Source organism: Neobacillus sp. S1115, from assembly GCF_055385565.1.
The window spans coordinates 376,577-392,562 of sequence record NZ_AP038275.1 but is presented as its reverse complement, the minus strand read 5'-3'; the positions used below and the strand labels follow the sequence as shown (position 1 = coordinate 392,562).

15 protein-coding genes are annotated in these 15,986 nt (G+C 43.1%); 4 read left to right on the top strand and 11 right to left on the bottom strand.

Annotated elements, in window-relative coordinates; translation table 11 throughout:
- Nucleotides 1-42: 42 nt before the first annotated feature.
- The 4 genes from ACZ5B7_RS02045 to ACZ5B7_RS02030 all read right to left on the bottom strand — a co-directional run bounded on the left by ACZ5B7_RS02045 (nucleotide 43) and on the right by ACZ5B7_RS02030 (nucleotide 4,880).
- The gene (locus ACZ5B7_RS02045; protein WP_464492424.1) at nucleotides 43-1,452 is read right to left on the bottom strand and encodes an amino acid permease; all 1,410 of its coding nucleotides are present in this window, start codon (nucleotides 1,450-1,452) and stop codon (nucleotides 43-45) included.
- 102 nt (nucleotides 1,453-1,554) lie between these two features.
- On the bottom strand, nucleotides 1,555-3,174 hold the full coding sequence (locus ACZ5B7_RS02040; RefSeq protein ID WP_464492423.1) for a M20/M25/M40 family metallo-hydrolase: 1,620 nt from the start codon (nucleotides 3,172-3,174) through the stop codon (nucleotides 1,555-1,557).
- A gap of 28 nt (nucleotides 3,175-3,202) precedes the next feature.
- Entirely contained in the window at nucleotides 3,203-4,006 is an 804-nt protein-coding gene (locus ACZ5B7_RS02035) for a dimethylarginine dimethylaminohydrolase family protein (RefSeq protein WP_464492422.1), read from the bottom strand.
- Nucleotides 4,007-4,025: 19 nt separating this feature from the next.
- Nucleotides 4,026-4,880 (bottom strand): dimethylarginine dimethylaminohydrolase family protein, encoded by an 855-nt coding sequence (locus ACZ5B7_RS02030; RefSeq protein ID WP_464494417.1) that lies wholly within the window; start codon nucleotides 4,878-4,880, stop codon nucleotides 4,026-4,028.
- A gap of 171 nt (nucleotides 4,881-5,051) precedes the next feature.
- Between ACZ5B7_RS02030 and ACZ5B7_RS02025 the strand changes: the two genes are divergently transcribed.
- Complete coding sequence (locus ACZ5B7_RS02025; RefSeq protein WP_464492421.1) at nucleotides 5,052-5,786, top strand: IclR family transcriptional regulator; 735 nt, start codon at nucleotides 5,052-5,054, stop codon at nucleotides 5,784-5,786.
- 57 nt (nucleotides 5,787-5,843) lie between these two features.
- On the opposite strand, the gene ACZ5B7_RS02020 is transcribed toward ACZ5B7_RS02025, so the two are convergent.
- Complete coding sequence (locus ACZ5B7_RS02020) at nucleotides 5,844-6,314, bottom strand: nucleoside deaminase (RefSeq protein ID WP_464492420.1); 471 nt, start codon at nucleotides 6,312-6,314, stop codon at nucleotides 5,844-5,846.
- A 245-nt stretch (nucleotides 6,315-6,559) separates the two neighbouring features.
- Here ACZ5B7_RS02020 and ACZ5B7_RS02015 point away from each other — a divergent pair, with 245 nt between their 5' ends.
- Entirely contained in the window at nucleotides 6,560-7,813 is a 1,254-nt protein-coding gene (locus ACZ5B7_RS02015; protein WP_464492419.1) for a GGDEF domain-containing protein, read from the top strand.
- A gap of 118 nt (nucleotides 7,814-7,931) precedes the next feature.
- Here ACZ5B7_RS02015 and ACZ5B7_RS02010 read toward each other — a convergent pair whose 3' ends face one another.
- Together ACZ5B7_RS02010 and ACZ5B7_RS02005 are read right to left on the bottom strand one after the other, a co-directional pair.
- Entirely contained in the window at nucleotides 7,932-8,525 is a 594-nt protein-coding gene (locus ACZ5B7_RS02010) for a biotin transporter BioY (RefSeq protein WP_213147678.1), read from the bottom strand.
- Nucleotides 8,526-8,679: 154 nt separating this feature from the next.
- Complete coding sequence (locus ACZ5B7_RS02005; RefSeq protein ID WP_464492418.1) at nucleotides 8,680-9,981, bottom strand: S8 family peptidase; 1,302 nt, start codon at nucleotides 9,979-9,981, stop codon at nucleotides 8,680-8,682.
- Nucleotides 9,982-10,199: 218 nt separating this feature from the next.
- Here ACZ5B7_RS02005 and ACZ5B7_RS02000 point away from each other — a divergent pair, with 218 nt between their 5' ends.
- Nucleotides 10,200-10,712, top strand: a complete 513-nt coding sequence (locus ACZ5B7_RS02000) for a DinB family protein (RefSeq protein ID WP_464492417.1) — start codon at nucleotides 10,200-10,202, stop codon at nucleotides 10,710-10,712.
- Between the two features lie 106 nt (nucleotides 10,713-10,818).
- Nucleotides 10,819-11,355 (top strand): ribonuclease H-like YkuK family protein, encoded by a 537-nt coding sequence (locus ACZ5B7_RS01995; RefSeq protein WP_213147820.1) that lies wholly within the window; start codon nucleotides 10,819-10,821, stop codon nucleotides 11,353-11,355.
- A gap of 228 nt (nucleotides 11,356-11,583) precedes the next feature.
- On the opposite strand, the gene ACZ5B7_RS01990 is transcribed toward ACZ5B7_RS01995, so the two are convergent.
- The 4 genes from ACZ5B7_RS01990 to ACZ5B7_RS01975 all read right to left on the bottom strand — a co-directional run bounded on the left by ACZ5B7_RS01990 (nucleotide 11,584) and on the right by ACZ5B7_RS01975 (nucleotide 15,947).
- Complete coding sequence (locus ACZ5B7_RS01990; protein ID WP_464492416.1) at nucleotides 11,584-12,594, bottom strand: DUF418 domain-containing protein; 1,011 nt, start codon at nucleotides 12,592-12,594, stop codon at nucleotides 11,584-11,586.
- Nucleotides 12,595-12,632: 38 nt separating this feature from the next.
- Nucleotides 12,633-13,175 carry a histidine phosphatase family protein gene (locus tag ACZ5B7_RS01985; protein WP_423800517.1) on the bottom strand — a complete coding sequence of 181 codons (543 nt, stop codon included), beginning with the start codon at nucleotides 13,173-13,175 and terminating at the stop codon, nucleotides 12,633-12,635.
- 127 nt (nucleotides 13,176-13,302) lie between these two features.
- Nucleotides 13,303-14,310, bottom strand: a complete 1,008-nt coding sequence (locus tag ACZ5B7_RS01980) for a DUF3231 family protein (RefSeq protein ID WP_464492415.1) — start codon at nucleotides 14,308-14,310, stop codon at nucleotides 13,303-13,305.
- A gap of 119 nt (nucleotides 14,311-14,429) precedes the next feature.
- Nucleotides 14,430-15,947, bottom strand: a complete 1,518-nt coding sequence (locus ACZ5B7_RS01975; protein WP_464492414.1) for an acetyl-CoA hydrolase/transferase family protein — start codon at nucleotides 15,945-15,947, stop codon at nucleotides 14,430-14,432.
- Between the last annotated feature and the right edge of the window lie 39 nt (nucleotides 15,948-15,986).

Below are 15,986 nucleotides of genomic sequence, written 5' to 3'. Positions count from 1 at the left end.
AAACTGACCTGCCGCGAAGCAAGTCAGTTAAATAGTATGTTCTTAAAGTGGATTTATATCGTTACTCGTTGTGCTGAGTTTCTCCAACTTCTTATTTCTAAAGTAATAGAACAAATAGCAAATTAATAAGAAGCCTAGTCCAATCAGGAGCCCTGTCAGCTGGGTTGGGTCAAAGGCCAGGAATATTAATATGGATACACAGAAGATGATGCAAACGAGTGGAACTAGAGGATAGTAGCGAACCTTAAATTGCAGGTCTTCCAATCTTCCGCCTGCTTGCAAGAACTTGCGCCTGAACATAAACTGGGACAGAGCGATCCCAATCCACGAGATAGTAACAGAAATACCGGCAATGGACATGAGCAGCACAAACACTGTATCTGCCGCCAACACGCTTGTAAGCAGCGACAATAACGAGAAAATCATCGTAAACACAAGGGCTGCGAACGGCACTTTCCGTTTGGATAATTTTCCGAAATACTTTGGCGCCATATCGTCATGCGCCATCGCCCAAAGCAGCCGGGTGGAAGCATAAATACAGGAGTTCCCCACCGAAAGAATTGCAGTTAAAATAACAAAGTTCATAATATCAGGAGCAAATGGGATTCCCGCCATATCCATTAGCGTTACGAACGGGCTTTCCAGCAGGCCAAGTTCTTTCGTTGGAAAAATAGCCGATAAGATAATAATAGAAGCGATATAAAAGACGATAATTCTAAAAAGGACATTTCGAATGGCACGAGGTATATTCTTCTGAGGTTCTTCACTTTCGCCGGCGGCAATGCCGATTAATTCTGAGCCTTGGTAGGAAAAAATAACATTCATCATGGTGACAAAAATAATTGTCAAGCCTGCTGGAAACAGCCCTTTGGGAGCGAGGTTTTCCATAAATGGTGCCGGTCTGTCTTCAAGCGGAATGATGCCAAAAATAGCCGCTGCCCCGATAATAATAAAGAAAATTACGGCTACGACCTTAATACCTGCAAACCAATATTCGGCCTCAGCAAATCCCCTTGTGGTCAGGGCATTAAGGACAAATAACAAGGCGATGAAAATGGCGCACCAAATCCACACTGAAACACCCGGAAACCACCGCTGCATCAAGATACCTGCAGCTGTAAATTCCACTCCCGCAGTGGTAGCGGAGCCAATGAAATACATCCAGCCTAACGAGAAACCGGCGGCTGGATTAATAAATTTGCTGGCGTATGTTTGAAAGGAACCTGTAACCGGCATATAGACCGCAAGCTCTCCCAGGCACACCATTACTAAATATAAAATAAGGCCGCCAAATAAATACCCTATTAACGCCCCGCCTGCTCCTGCCTGGTTAATCGTGTAGCCCGCATTTAAAAATAACCCGGTACCAATGACACCACCTAACGAAAGCATAAACAAATGACGCCGTTTCATTGACCTGCTTAACTGGTTCTTTTGACCTTCTTGTTCCATCTTTGCCCCCCCTTTTTTAGCGGTGTCCAACCCCACGTGGACAAAACACCCATTTGTCCACGCGCGGTGCCTGACACCCATTCCAATAACATTCATTAATTCCTAGCAGCGAACCTTTTTCTCAGCCAGCATTTTGACCATGCCTTCGACGAGGGCTGGCACTTCTTCGAAGGCGTTTTTGATGTGAAGGCGTTCGGTTCGTTTGTGGGCATCTTTGCCGAATGGTCCGACGTTTAGAACCGGTGCATGGAGCTTGGTCATTTCATCGAATGGGATGCTGTAGCTTGTTCCCCAAACCGGTGTGTTCTCTTTAAATACGGTCCAGCCCTCCCCGGCATCCTGGTAATTGACATAGCTTAGATCGCTGATTCCATTAAAATAATGGACTTGGTTGACAGGCAGACCAAACTTTTCGAAACCGCGTTCCTTCACGTATGAAATACACTTTTTCACTAATTCATTTTCTGATGAATTTACTGCCGGATAATATGGCGGTGCATACAAGAGGACAATCGCCGGTGCGAGTTCTTGGCACTCAATGATTAACGCATCCGCAATTCGGAAGGATTTTTCCCGGTCGTCCCATTCCTCCCTTTTCTGAATCGCAGCTTTGATTCCCGCAACATACTCATCACCAAATTTTCGAACCGCATGCTTTTCCAAGTCTTCGTAACGGAGCACGCGGACGTCTCCTACCGGAGTGACAGTCTGCTCTTTGCAAATCTCATGATAGGCCTGGTTGCAAGCTTTAGCTGCATCTGAAGTCACCTTTTCAAACATATTCATAATTTCTTCGGCGTTTCGCTGCATTAAAAATACATTATATAAAGCTGCCGAACGGTACGGTGTTTGAACAGAGTACTCCGATCGCAAATCCTTTTGCTGCAGTGTCACCGGAAGGGGCGCCCTCTCTCCCATCACCGTTTCCTGCAAGCTTAAGTTCCACTCCATCCGCTGTGTTAAAAAGGAAGCGATATACGGGGCCGTAATGCCGCTGAGCGGTTGCCCCACATGTGTTTCTTTTCCGTAAAATAAAGCGGATGGCATGATTTTGCCGATTGAACCTGAGTACACATAATAATTTCGGTCACCTGGCTCCTGGGTAAAGACCGGCTCACCGTTTAGGAAAAGCTTAAAGGTTAGCTGATGCTTTTCCTTTAATTCTAATAATTTTGGAACCGCGGCCCGCATTCCCGAAGAATTCACTTCTTCATCCGGAACCGTCAGGAGCAAGAGATTAATCGGCCATTGCTCGACCGAAGCTTTTTCAATCAGCCCCATATGCATGACCAGACCCATTTTCATATCCATCGTGCCCCTGCCAAATAGGTACTCTCCTGATAAAAGATCTTCCCGGGCCTCTGCCGGCAATTCATCGATTCGGGAATGGAGAAGCTTCGTTAATTCCTCTGGCCGGTATGCATACTCCTGAAGGTCTCCGTATTCTTCGGTATTCACCGTATCAAAATGACTAATCAATACAACCGTTTCCGCGGCACTCGGGTGTTTATATAAAGCGGTTACAAAGCGGCGGCCCAGATCGGCATCATGAAGACCCAAGTGTTCTGGATTTTCTTGAAAATATGCCAAATCTTTAAGCTTCGCCATCACCTTGGAAGGAAATTCACGCTCTCCCTCCGTCAGCGTCATACTTTTCCAGCTTACTACTTCACATAATAGCTCCCGCAAAGCTTTCGGTGTTCCCCACTTAAGCTGTGTCATTGCTTCCAAACTCCTTCACTCACAATTTTTAAAATCTTAGTGACAAGCAGCTCAAACCGCCGTCTAATTTCCTGAATTCCGAAGTATCCAGCTCAATCGTCTGATAGCCGGCTTCCTCAATACTTTGTTTAGTTTGCGGATAGCCTGACGGGATTATAACGTAGTCGTTTATGCGAATACAGTTCGCTGCATACTCCTCTTCCGGAGGCACAATAATTTTTTTGTAAGAATTGAAATCAGGGTGATCGACAAATTCACCAGCCGCCACAATGGTTTGATTTCCCAAATAAGCAATTCCGGTTTTTAAATGGAAAAACTTCTGAAGCGGTACAATGGTAGCTTTATAGTTTTCAGATTCTAAGATTAGTTTCAGCTGCTCGGCGCCTTCCTGGTTTGTCCGGGCGGAAATGCCGATATAAAAATGGTCTTCAGCTTGTAAAATATCGCCGCCATCGAGTGTACCTGGCGCTTTAATATAGTAAATTTTATCGTAGAAGGATTTGATGGCCGGCTCCATGTCATGGATTTCTCCGTTTCTTGACTCAGCGCCTGGATTGGTAATAACCGCAAATTCCGGGGTTAAAACAGCTGTATCTTCCACAAAGGTGGAGTCCGGAAACTGGTCATTGCTTGGCAGGACAGTTACTTCAGTCCCGCACTTTTTAAGTGCTTCAATATAAGCATCGTGCTGCTCAAATGCTTTTTCCAAAATCGGTTTGCCAAGGTCTGAGGTAGTTAAGCCATTAACGTAAGTCGTTCCAGGTCTTTTGACAATTGTATGATGGAACAATTTTGTTCCTTCTGTTGATTTCAACGCAGATTCTTTTAACATTTTTTCATCCTCCAATTTCTTATTCTCGTTCCACTGGGCATGTCAGGCAGGTCGGGCCGCCAGTCCCTAAATAAGAGATTTCGTTTCCGTCATATTCATAGACAGTTGCTCCGGCATTGATTAATTGCTGTTTCGTGAAAGGGTTTCCGGAAACCATCATACAAACCCGAGGTGCCAGCGCGAGCACGTTGCAGCCAAGTCTTAGGTACTCATCTTCGGGTACCTCAACCAGCCGGAAGCCCTGTTTAATAAGCATTTGTCTGAGAAACACAGGCATCAATCTTGAATAGACTACTGCCAAATCTTTGTCCACGATACTGATTATGGACATTAGGTGCAGACACTCGTTCTCCCCTTGGTCATGCGGCAGCTGCACGACAATGACCTCTTCGACTTGATCTGCGACCATCTCTTTAATTTGCCGGATAGCTTCATCATTTGTCCGGTAGCCACGTCCGATTAACAGTGTGCGGTCATCAAGCCAGACAAGGTCTCCCCCGTCGGCAACTGCCTCGCCCGTCAATTCTCCTACTATCGGAATCTCTTTTTCTTGTAAAAAATCTTTGTAAACCTCTGCCTCCGTCTGCCGCAATGTTTTTCCTGATTTCAAAATGATGGCGCCCTTTGGCGTAAATTTAACGGGATCATGGGCATAGAGTGAATCCAATCCAACCCGTTCCGAGACAGGCAAAAACTCAATATTTCCCACATGCTCCTTGATGATGGCAATAAACTGCTCATATTCATGCTGAGCCTTTAGAAAATCCGGTTCATTAATATAGTTGAATCTTTTCCATTCCCTACCTAAATGTTCTTGACTGATAAAAGCGTCTTTCGGATGTTTGACGATGACTCTGTTGAGCTTCTTATACATGGACGTCAGCAAAAAATCCCCTCCGTTTTCCGCATAGTGGAATACGTTTCCTGTGACAGGAAAACTTATAATATGATATTATAATCTTAGAAATTACATGTCAATATTTTTCGAATTTACAGAATATATACAATATCTTCCAGTAGTTTAATAAAGGCAGGGAATTGCTATATGCAAACAATCGATCGAGCAATGCAGGTTATTAAGGTTCTTGCAGGAAGTGATACAAAAAGATGGTTCGCCATTTCGGAATTATCGAAGGAATGTGGACTGCCTGTCAGTACTCTTCACCGGCTTTTGCAATCCATGAAGCAGCACGGTCTTATTCAACAGGATTCCGATTCAAAATTCTATTCTATGGGGAATGCCTGGCTGGAGTACGGCCTGCAAATGTACGATACCTTTGATTTTGTGGGACTCATCCGTCCAGAAATGGAAAAGTTAATGAAAATCGTGGAAGAGAGCATTTATTTTAGTAAACCAAACGGATTAGAGTCTATGATTGTAGAAAGGATTGACTGCCCGAATAATCCTATCCGTATTTATGACCAGCTTGGAATCCGGATCCCTTTGAACATCGGGGCAGCCAATAAAGTAATGCTCGCCCATATGCCCCAAAAGGAAGCCATCAGCAACGTTTATTCGTTAGTAACTGAGGATGAACGAGAGGCATTTTTGAAACTATTGCGGGAGATTAGGAAACAGGGCTATGGGGAGAGCCATGGGGAGAGGACACCGGGCACATCATCCGTGGCAGCCCCGATTTTCAACCACCAAAATGAGCTGATTGGGGCCATCAGCATTGGCTACGTCGATCTCAACGTAACGGAGGAACGAAAAAGCCTTTTAATTGAAAAAGTAATTGAATACGGGCTGCGCATTTCCGAAAAATTAGGTTCAAAATAAAAAAGCGGTGTCAGGCACCGCAAAAAAAGCAAATGTCCACCCTGGGTGGACATTTGCTCAGTATTGTTGTTTGTTTGGTTTGTTGACCCAAGCAGTGAAGGGCTGATAAGTGTTGTTTGTGAGAAGCCGTATAAAAGGAATGGTGCGTTTTTCAGGAAGCACTTCAAGCTGTTCGTAAATAAATTGGTCGTCGAACCCGATTTTCGCGGCATCTTCATGTGTACAGGAATAATACACCTTCTCTAATCTGGACCAATAGATGGCGCCGAAACACATGGGGCAGGGCTCACAGCTTGTATATAGTTCACAGCCGGTTAATTGGAAACTATTTAAAACCTTGCAGGCTGCCCTAATCGCCTGCATCTCAGCATGGGCGGTCGGGTCATTCTTCACGGTTACCTGATTACGGCCAACACTGATAATTTGGTCATTCTTCACGATAACCGCCCCAAACGGACCGCCGCCATAACGGAGTACATTATCAAGCGCTACATCAACGGCCATTTTCATAAACCTCTCGTCCCTCATAAATTCCCCCCAACACTAAGACATTATCTCTTCCCTTCAATTTATTATCCTTCCTGTGAAAAAAGAATGATGACTTATTTTTCCACTTAAAATTAAGACAGGATATTTTTTAAAAAAATGTAGGTTATATAATAGAAATTTTGTAAAATATGATTATCCATTTGCTTGGCCTATAATCTTTCTTTTTTAATAAATCGGCAATTTCATTGCCTCTTCTTTGAAACCTGTTGGAAGGACTGACAATTATGCATAAAGCCAAGCTTTACGAGATTTCCTTATTTACCGTTGCACTTTTGGCTGCTTTAAGTTCTTCCGGTATTTTAGTGGAACATTCCATTTTTTTTAAAATATTAATTGTATACTGGTTGTTCTCCATTCTTTACTTCCGCCTTCGAGTGTTCTTTAAAAATGGCAATACCAATATTGAATATGGGATTAGCTACGACCTATCCTTTGTCCTATTTGCCGGGCCGCTCGGCTTATTTATATTTGAGACGATTTACCGCTTTTCTGTTTATATTTATCGGAAATGGACAAAAACAGCAGACCCGACCGAGTTTTTTGATGCATTTTATAATACCGGAACCTTTGTGATCACTAACTCGGCAGCCTACCTGTTATTTCATTACCTCCATGAAAGCTTTCAAGCCATTCCATTTGGGTATTGGATTCTAATCTTTCTAATTGTTTGCATTACCTCTTACCTTTCCGGTACCACGATGGTCATCCTGTTTCTATTTTTGGGTGAAAAAATATCCTTTAAGAAGGCCATCGATTTTATTTTTAAAGACATCAGCATGCTGGATTATGGGAAAGTTGCCATTTCAAACGGCCTTCTTTTCCATTTCCTTCAGGATCAAAAGTGGGAGATGTTAATCATTGTCTTTATTTTGAATTACATCGTCAGCCATTCCTTCTATTTAAAATCGCAAAACATTCAAACGAAATTGGAGCGTGACCAATTCGAGCAAATGGCCTATACAGACTTTTTGACAGGGGCCTTCAATCGGACCTTTATGGACAAAAAATTGGCCGAGCTCAGTCGATCTAATGAAAATATCGGGATTGTCGTAACCGATATTGATAAATTCAAAGGAATAAACGACAGCTATAACCACGCTGTGGGTGATAAAGTCATTCAGCAGTTTGCCGCCACTTTAAAGAGCTATCTTGGACCGGAGGATTATCTGTTTAGGAGCGGCGGTGAGGAATTTACACTTTGCCTCCGAAATCGGAATTTCGAACAAACCGTTGATTTGGTTAACGATATTCGCAATGGGATTGAAAACGGGTCAGTAAATGCGGAATACAACGGGGAAAACATTCTGATTTTTTATACCGCATCTTTCGGACTTTACTACTATAAGGTTAATGAATATGTATCAATGGAAAAAGCCTATATCCTTGCCGACGAATTAATGTTCGAATCCAAGCAGCTCGGAAAAAATCATGTATCCTATCTAAACGGTCTTATAAACAAAGAAGCGGCAGTAACCTAACAATAGGTACTGCCGCTTCTTTGTTTTGGTGTGGTACCATTTTTGGTGTCAGGCACCACAAAAGACATTTGTCCACATGGGCGGTGGACATTTCAAGATGTCCGCTTAGTCTTCTACCTTAGGATGCCCGCTTCAGGTTTTTGAATTGACCCTTAGAGAGGACGGTTTTTTCTAGACGGTGGGCCATGATGCCTGCAAATACGGACAAGATGATATCTTTCGGAAGCGGCGGTACCATCCATAACCAGGCCATTTTATAGGTGAAGCCTTCCGGCGCTGCAGCCCAAAGCTTGTAGGCATAATACATCCAGTTGGTTCCAAACAGGTAATTCACCGTCATTCCAATTAAAGCCGCTATAATAAAAGCAGGCAGGCTTTTTTTCTTTTCGACGATTTTCCCAATGATAAAAGCTGCAAAAATATAAGAAATAATAAAGCCAAAGGTTGGACGAAGGATGATTCCGAGTCCACCAAAAAAGCCGGCAAAAACAGGTACTCCAATCATGCCAACTAAGGTGTAAACAATCATCGCAATGGCTCCCAATCGGCTTCCTAAAATTAACCCTGCTAAAATAGCAAAAAAGGTCTGCAGCGTGATTGGCACTCCGCCAACCTGCAAAAATGGTGCAATCGTCGTAATGTTTGCCCCGACCGCCATTAGGGCCACGAACATCCCGACAAGCGTGATATCCAGCGCTCTTAACTTTCTCATTTTCTCCCCACCCTAAATTAAATTCTGATATCTGATAATTTAAAAATAATGGGCGGGTGGTTATTTGTCAACCAAAATATGATTTAAGTTAACAAAAATAACTGATTTCTACCATAATTAATGAGATATCTCCCTATTCCGCTTTATTGGCTTACTACGGTATTGATCTATCCGCATTAATGTAGCCTTCGCCGTAAATCGCGTTTTCGCGGTCCTGCCATAAATCTGTGTTATTCTTCAATAGGTCTTTCACTTGCTGCGGTGTTGCTCCAGGCACGCGTTGTTTAATCAATGCACATATACCCGCACAAATAGGTGTTGCCATGGAAGTACCTGATAAAACAAAGTAATCATTGTCTACCCTTGCTGATTTTTGCAGCTTGTCTAAATAGGAATTAGGAGATCTTAGTGAAATGATATTCACCCCAGGCGCTAAAATATCCGGCTTATTTAGCTCATCTTTAACATCCTTTGCCCCTCTGCTCGAAAAGCTGGCCACATCGTCATCGCCGCGGTCCACAGAATTTTTATCATCAAGAGCCCCAACGGTAATCACTTTTTGACTAATACCAGGACTTGCGATGGTTCCATAATTCGGACCTTCATTTCCAGCCGCCACCACCACGACAATCCCTGCTGCCCAGGCCCTTTCAACGGCCTTAACCATTAGATCTTCACCCGGCTGAGCTGTGCTGCCTAATGACATGCTGATGATATCAATTTTTTCAGGCGGATTACCGGCATTGTACTTAATACACCAATCCACCCCTTCCATGACGGTATCCAAAGACCCCGAGCCTAATTTATCCAACACCTTTACGCCAATCAGATGAGCTCCTGGGGCTGGTCCTGCATAGGGACCATTGGCAGCCACGTCACCGGCACAGTGCGTGCCATGGCCATTATCATCATAAGGGTCTGTTTCATTATTGACGAGGTCAACAAAGCCTTTAATTCTATCCCCCAAGTCCTTGTGTGGATAAATGCCAGTGTCGATAATCGCGATTGTTACTCCTTCTCCTGTTAGTACTGTGTTATTTCTTTTAATATTTTTGGCATTAGCGGCAGGGACAGCAACATCAAGCAACGCCTTTACTTCCCTGTTTAAATAAACCTTTTTGACATGATGGCAGCTTGACAGGATCCCTTCTAACCCATTTGGCGTCACATCTGCACTATGGCAGGACATACTGGATAAACTTCGTTTCATGCCATTTCGGGCATGCTGTTTCATCACCTCGGATACCTGCTGGCAGCCTTTTTCAAAACAGCCTTCCTCGAATTCAATAATGACGGACATTTTGCGGCCCCATTTGAGGAATCCCTCGAAATGTTTATGCAAAAAGCACGGTGTCCAAGTAAACGGCTTGTACAGGTTTAAAACTTCTTCGCGCAAATGCCTGTCCAGTTTATGTGCATGAGTCCGCACCATTTGAACCATTGAATAACCAAACAATTATTCTCTCATCCTTTCATCACTTTTTTAAATAAGTTATGAAACTTTTAAAAAATGGTAACGGTACTTGTCCACATTCTAGTAAATAGGCGCAATGTCATAATCTAAGGCAGGCGGACACCCAACCTCTATTTGTCATAAAAAGGAATAATTAGCTTAGTGCCGAATATAAAACATAGTGGGACATATTTTGTTAGTCCAATTTAGGGGGAATGGTTATGGTTGAATTGGAGGTACTTCGTGAAAGGCTGGCGGAGGCTCGCTCGCAATTGATTAACGAGATACAAAATCTCGGTTTTGATGGTTTCAACAAATCACCTGGAGAAAATAGCTGGAGTGTGGCCCAAGTCTGCCACCATCTTTACTTAGCGGAAAAATCTTTTACAAGCGGATTTATTTATGGAATGAAATCTGAAAAAAGCCAAAAGGCAGATGCAAAACCGTTACAACTGTATTTATTGGACCGCACGAAGAAAATAGATGCTCCGAGTATCGTCGCTCCTTCTATGGGCCCTTTCGAATTACAGCAGATTCTCAATTTGCTGGAGGAATCAAGGACAAATTTACTGACTGTTATGGATGGGGTAAAAGATAAAACTGTTCTAACTGAGAAATCTGCTAAACATCCTCTTTTTGGTTATCTGCCTCTTTACCAATGGATTGAAAACGTCTATTTGCACGATCAGCGGCATATTGAGCAAATAAAGGAAATTAAATCTGAAATTCTCTAAAGCCCATCCTTAGAATCATTTCAATCGCTGCACGCTAATCCTTACTTTTCCATAAGCTAGAGTAATAACATCAAAGAATTGAAGGGAAAGATGTGGTGGATTCATGATGGTAAATCCCAGGCCTGCAGGCCATACATTTAAAAATCTTCAAGAGAGCAAAATGGCATTTGAACAGGTTTTCGAGCGGATAACTGAATTTATGAAGTGTGACCCACGCGGGAATTACCGCTTAATGGTGGGAACCGATTCTCAGGTTCACAGGTCACATACCATTTTCATTACCGGCATTGTCATTCAAAATATGGGAAATGGCGTATGGGCGTGTATAAAAAAGGTGATTGTTCCAAGAAAAATGACTCAGCTGCACGAGCGGATTTCACTGGAATTATCATTAACGGAGGAAGTCGTCTCCCTGTTTACAGAGGAAAAGAAAAATGAATTAATCAATATTGTTCTGCCAAATGTCTATCAAGGGGCTACTTTTACGATAGAGGGCCATATCGACATCGGGGCGGGAATTCGAAACAAAACGAGTGAGTTTGTGAAAGAAATGGTCATGCGAATGGAATCCATGGGCGTAGAACCAAAAATAAAACCTGACGCCTTTGTCGCCTCAAGCTATGCCAATCGCTATACAAAATAATGCTAAAGTAAGCAAAAAAAGTGTCCACCCCTGGTGGACAAATGGCCCATTTGTCCACGAGCGGTGCCTGACACCTTTTTAAATATGTTTTAATTCCACTTTTACTGTTTTGCCATGCCGATATGACTTTCGTTTTCTTGGTGCCATGGTGTTCTTGGATAATTTTGTTGCTGACAGTTAGGCCAAGCCCGATTCCTCTGTCCTTTGGCATAGAATGGGATCCGAGGGTCAGGTCTCCGGTATCTTCATGCGTCGCATTGGCGGAAGCTTCGTATATGTGATTGCCCGCCAAATCCACTCGAGCGGGCCGTATTGGAAGAATCTCAGCCAAATGACACTAAATGTCATTTGAATAACGTAAATAGCTAGACATATATAAAGAGTTTCTATGTAAGAAATCCTTCCGAACAGGTTAAAGGTATAGCCTGCCAGATAGATAAACACAGTTTGCAATAGATAGTTCGTCAGTGCCATCCTTCCGTAGCTTTTTAAAGGTGACAACAGCTTTTGGATAATCTGAATCTGCAGCAACAGCACTACAAGACCGGCATAAAAAGCCGAAACAATCGGACCTATTGTTATGCCAATATCAATAAACCTCGCTGCCTCTCTACCAGATTGTACACCCTCGGACAAAACCGGTGCATATTGGTATTGATAATACAGTCCTATTGCGCTTAACCCGAACATAATCACAGTGAAAACGGCAACCTTCTTTACCCTTTTGGATACAGCCTCAAACAAACCGAACTGACCTGCTGCAATCCCTAACAGCATAACCGGAATGACCATTAAAATTTTTATGGCGGAAATGCCAATAATGACTAACAAACCAAGCCCTATGATGAGGTTAACCGCTTTATTAATCTTATAAAAAGGCAAAAGTATCAATCCACAGGCTGCATAAACGGTTAATGCCTCTCCAGGATGAAACTGTACATGAATCAAGCCAAAGAGGAATAGTACAGCAATTCGCCTCAAGAATAAGACATATCCGTTTTTGCCCTTTGCGTTGGCCCGTGTAATAAAAATATAGAATCCGACGCCAAACAAAAAGGTGAAAATGGTGTAAAACCGGCCTTCCACTAATAAATATAAAAATTGCCAATAGGAAGCGTCCAATGAGTGAGGCGCGGGGGTTTTAGCAGACAGCAATGGTCCAATATTCACTAGAATGATTCCCAACAAAGCAAAACCGCGCAAATAATCAAGCACATCAATTCGTTTATTTAACTCCATTGTACTCTCCTTAAATTGATCCCTGACACCAGATCACTCTACTCCCACACACGCTTAATACTGACATTCTGATTGCAAAAGGTCAAAAGGTAGACATCTGGGTTACTGAGGTTCTTCCACTCTTCAAATCCAAAATTCGGTTGAAAATATTTTAATAGCAATGACATCAAGTTCCCATGGGTGACGATAAGTGTATTTTCAGTCTCCACAGCCAAAACTTCCTTTACGACACTAACAATTCGGTCCATCGCTTCGGCACTGGACTCCCCGCCATCAAATTTGGCCTCTAGATCCACAAATGACGTCTCTAATTTTTCTTGCCAATCCTCCAATGGCTTGGTACTTAGAATGCGCTCTGAGAGGCGCTCATCCACCTCTATTCTAATTTTTCCCGAAAAAGCGGCAGGTTCAATCGACTGAACAGCACGTCGAAATGGACTTGAAATTATTTTATCAATCTTTACACCCGCCAAAAATCCAGCCAATTCCTTCGCCTGCTGTCGCCCCTTCTCTGTTAGCTGTGCTCCCTTTGGCTGTCCCTCCGCCTCACAATGCCTAATCACGTACACCTTTTTTTCCATTAAACATTCCCCCTTATAAATAAACACTTCTTTTATTTCGCTGTTCTCCTGGTATCTCCTCCATATAAAAAAGGGAATTAACCATTCACTAGGTTGATTCCCTTTTTTAATCATTTATTTTCATCATTTATTCCTTTTTAGCCAATTTATCATGATCATTAAATTGCGGCGGCTGTTCCATCCATCTTCTTTCAATCATTAAATTCAAACCATCCTCGCCAAACGTTCCTGTTTTGGCGATAAAGCCGGTGTACATGGCACTTATGTCCCTGCGCATGGTAGCTGACATTGCAGCACCATAAGAGGAAATGCCAAGATTAGAAAGAACCCCCACGATATAAAGCATTAGTTGATCCGAAAATGGTGCAGCTGTTGAGTCGGTTACACCTTGATCCCACGACATCGCTGCTGGTACATCACTTTCTATTAACACATCATGGATGGAATTTAGAATATGCTTGCAGACGTGTTTTCCGCGGAGAAAATACTCTCTAACCTCCTGGTCTTGGGCTACCTGAGAAAATCCAGCACAAATTGCCCTTCCAACTTCATTCTGAATGGCATTGACCATTAAATGGGTTACTTCAATGCCTAACAGAGGACGCCTTCTGCCAAACCAGCCAGTCAAAAAGCTTTCTTTATTTACAAAGTCAATTTTAGTTGGATAGTTCATATATGGCATTCTTACAAAGATCCCTTTTTCTTGCATACAATTTACAACCTTATTATAGAGATCAGAAACATCATCAAATAGCCCTTTAAACAATATTCGTACATCTTCCCGAGCCGCAAGAAGCATTCCAGCAGTATGGGAGGTAACCCCGAACTTTGTAATATGAAGGATCGAATGGATATAAAACATATCGGAAAAAAGTTTTGGTGCGCGGGGGATGACATGCTTCTCCACCTTGAAGCCTTCAGGTATAGCAATTTTCTCTGCATTAAATAAATCTTCAATCAGCCTCAAATGTTTTTTGGCACAATGTTGACACTCATCAAGAAGAGCAAGAATTTCAGGGTCATTACATGTTTCTTCAAAGTGTGTTGATAGGCAGTTTGCCACACCGATGTTTATATACGAAGACCATAACGAGGATATTTCACTACTAGTTAGCTTGATCACATTTTCATTCATTTTTTATCCCTCCATCATCTAAATTCCCCCAAACTTCAATTAGATATGTTTTTTCAAAGAAAAAACTAAAGGTGAGCCCTAGGATACATGGCTCACCTTTAGCTTTTCAATATAATATTTTAGACCGTTTCCAGTACAGGCTGCAGCATAGTTCCATTTGTTGCAAAATTCGTATGCCAGGAAAATGCTTTTTCCAACACATGAGGGGTTTGTCCGCCTCTTGTGAGAGCTTCCCGGTAATATTCGCGCAGCTGCTGACGGTACATTGGATGCGCACAGCGCTCGATGATCAATTCTACTCGCTGTCTCGGTGAAAGTCCCCGTAAGTCTGCATACCCCTGTTCCGTCACAATGACATCGACATCATGCTCGGTATGGTCGACGTGGGAAACGAAAGGCACGATACTTGATATCTTACCGCCCTTGGCGATGGATTTTGTTACGAAAATCGCAAGGCGGGCATTGCGGGCGAAATCGCCGGAACCGCCGATTCCGTTCATCATTTTCGTTCCAAGTACATGAGTGGAGTTGACATTGCCGTAAATGTCTAATTCCAGCGCGGTGTTAATGGAAATTAATCCAAGACGGCGGATAATTTCCGGATGATTGGAAATCTCCTGCGGCCGCATGATAAGCAGATCACGGTATTTTTCAAAATTGCCATAAACCTCTTTCATCTTCTGCTCTGACAATGTAATGGAGCAGCATGAAGCATACTTAACCTTCCCGGCATCAATTAAATCAAACACGGCATCCTGCAATACTTCAGAGTATACTTCAAGGTCTTCAAACTCTGAATCCAGGAGGCCATGAAGAACTGCATTCGCAACCGAACCAATCCCTGACTGAAGCGGCGCAAGCCGGTTTGTCAGACGGCCCGTTTGCACTTCGGTACGTAAGAAATCAATTAAATGGTTGGCCATGATGACCGTTTCCTCGTCTGGAGGAACAATCGTTGAAGGTGAGTCTAGCTGGTTGGTAAACACAATCCCTCTTACCTTATCAATGTCAACCGGTATTCCAATCGTGCCGATCCGGTCTTTTACCCCCGTCAATGGAATCGGTCCGCGCTCTCCCTGCTTCCCAGGCTCATATAAATCATGCAAGCCTTCCAGGTTCACCTGATGTGCCAAATTGATCTCAATAATAATCGACTTTGCATTCAGGGCAAACGATAGAGAATTGCCCACTGAAGTGGTCGGAATCACCATTCCATCCTCGGTAACTGAGAACGCTTCCAATATAGCGTAATCGACAGGATCCATTACACCAGCGCGAACTAGTTCCGAAGTGTGTGATAAGTGCTGATCTACAAACAACATCTCACCGTTATTGATTTTTCCGCGCATCGTCGGGTCTGCTTGGAAAGGCAGCCTTTTTCCAATAATTCCAGCCTCTGCAAACAGCTTGTCAACGTCTGAGCCCAATGATGCTCCCGTATAAACATTTACCTTAAACGATTCGTGCTCGGCACGTTTCACTAATGCAAAGGGAACCGCTTTCACATCACCGGCACGTGTAAAGCCGCTTAATCCCAGCGTCATACCGTCTTGAATCCAAGATGCTGCCTCTTCCGGCGACACTACACGGTCCCAAAGTCGTGAATCTTTAATCCGTTCGTATTTGCTATCCAACATTTCATCCCACTCCCCAATGGAATTTTATTTTAATTGTAA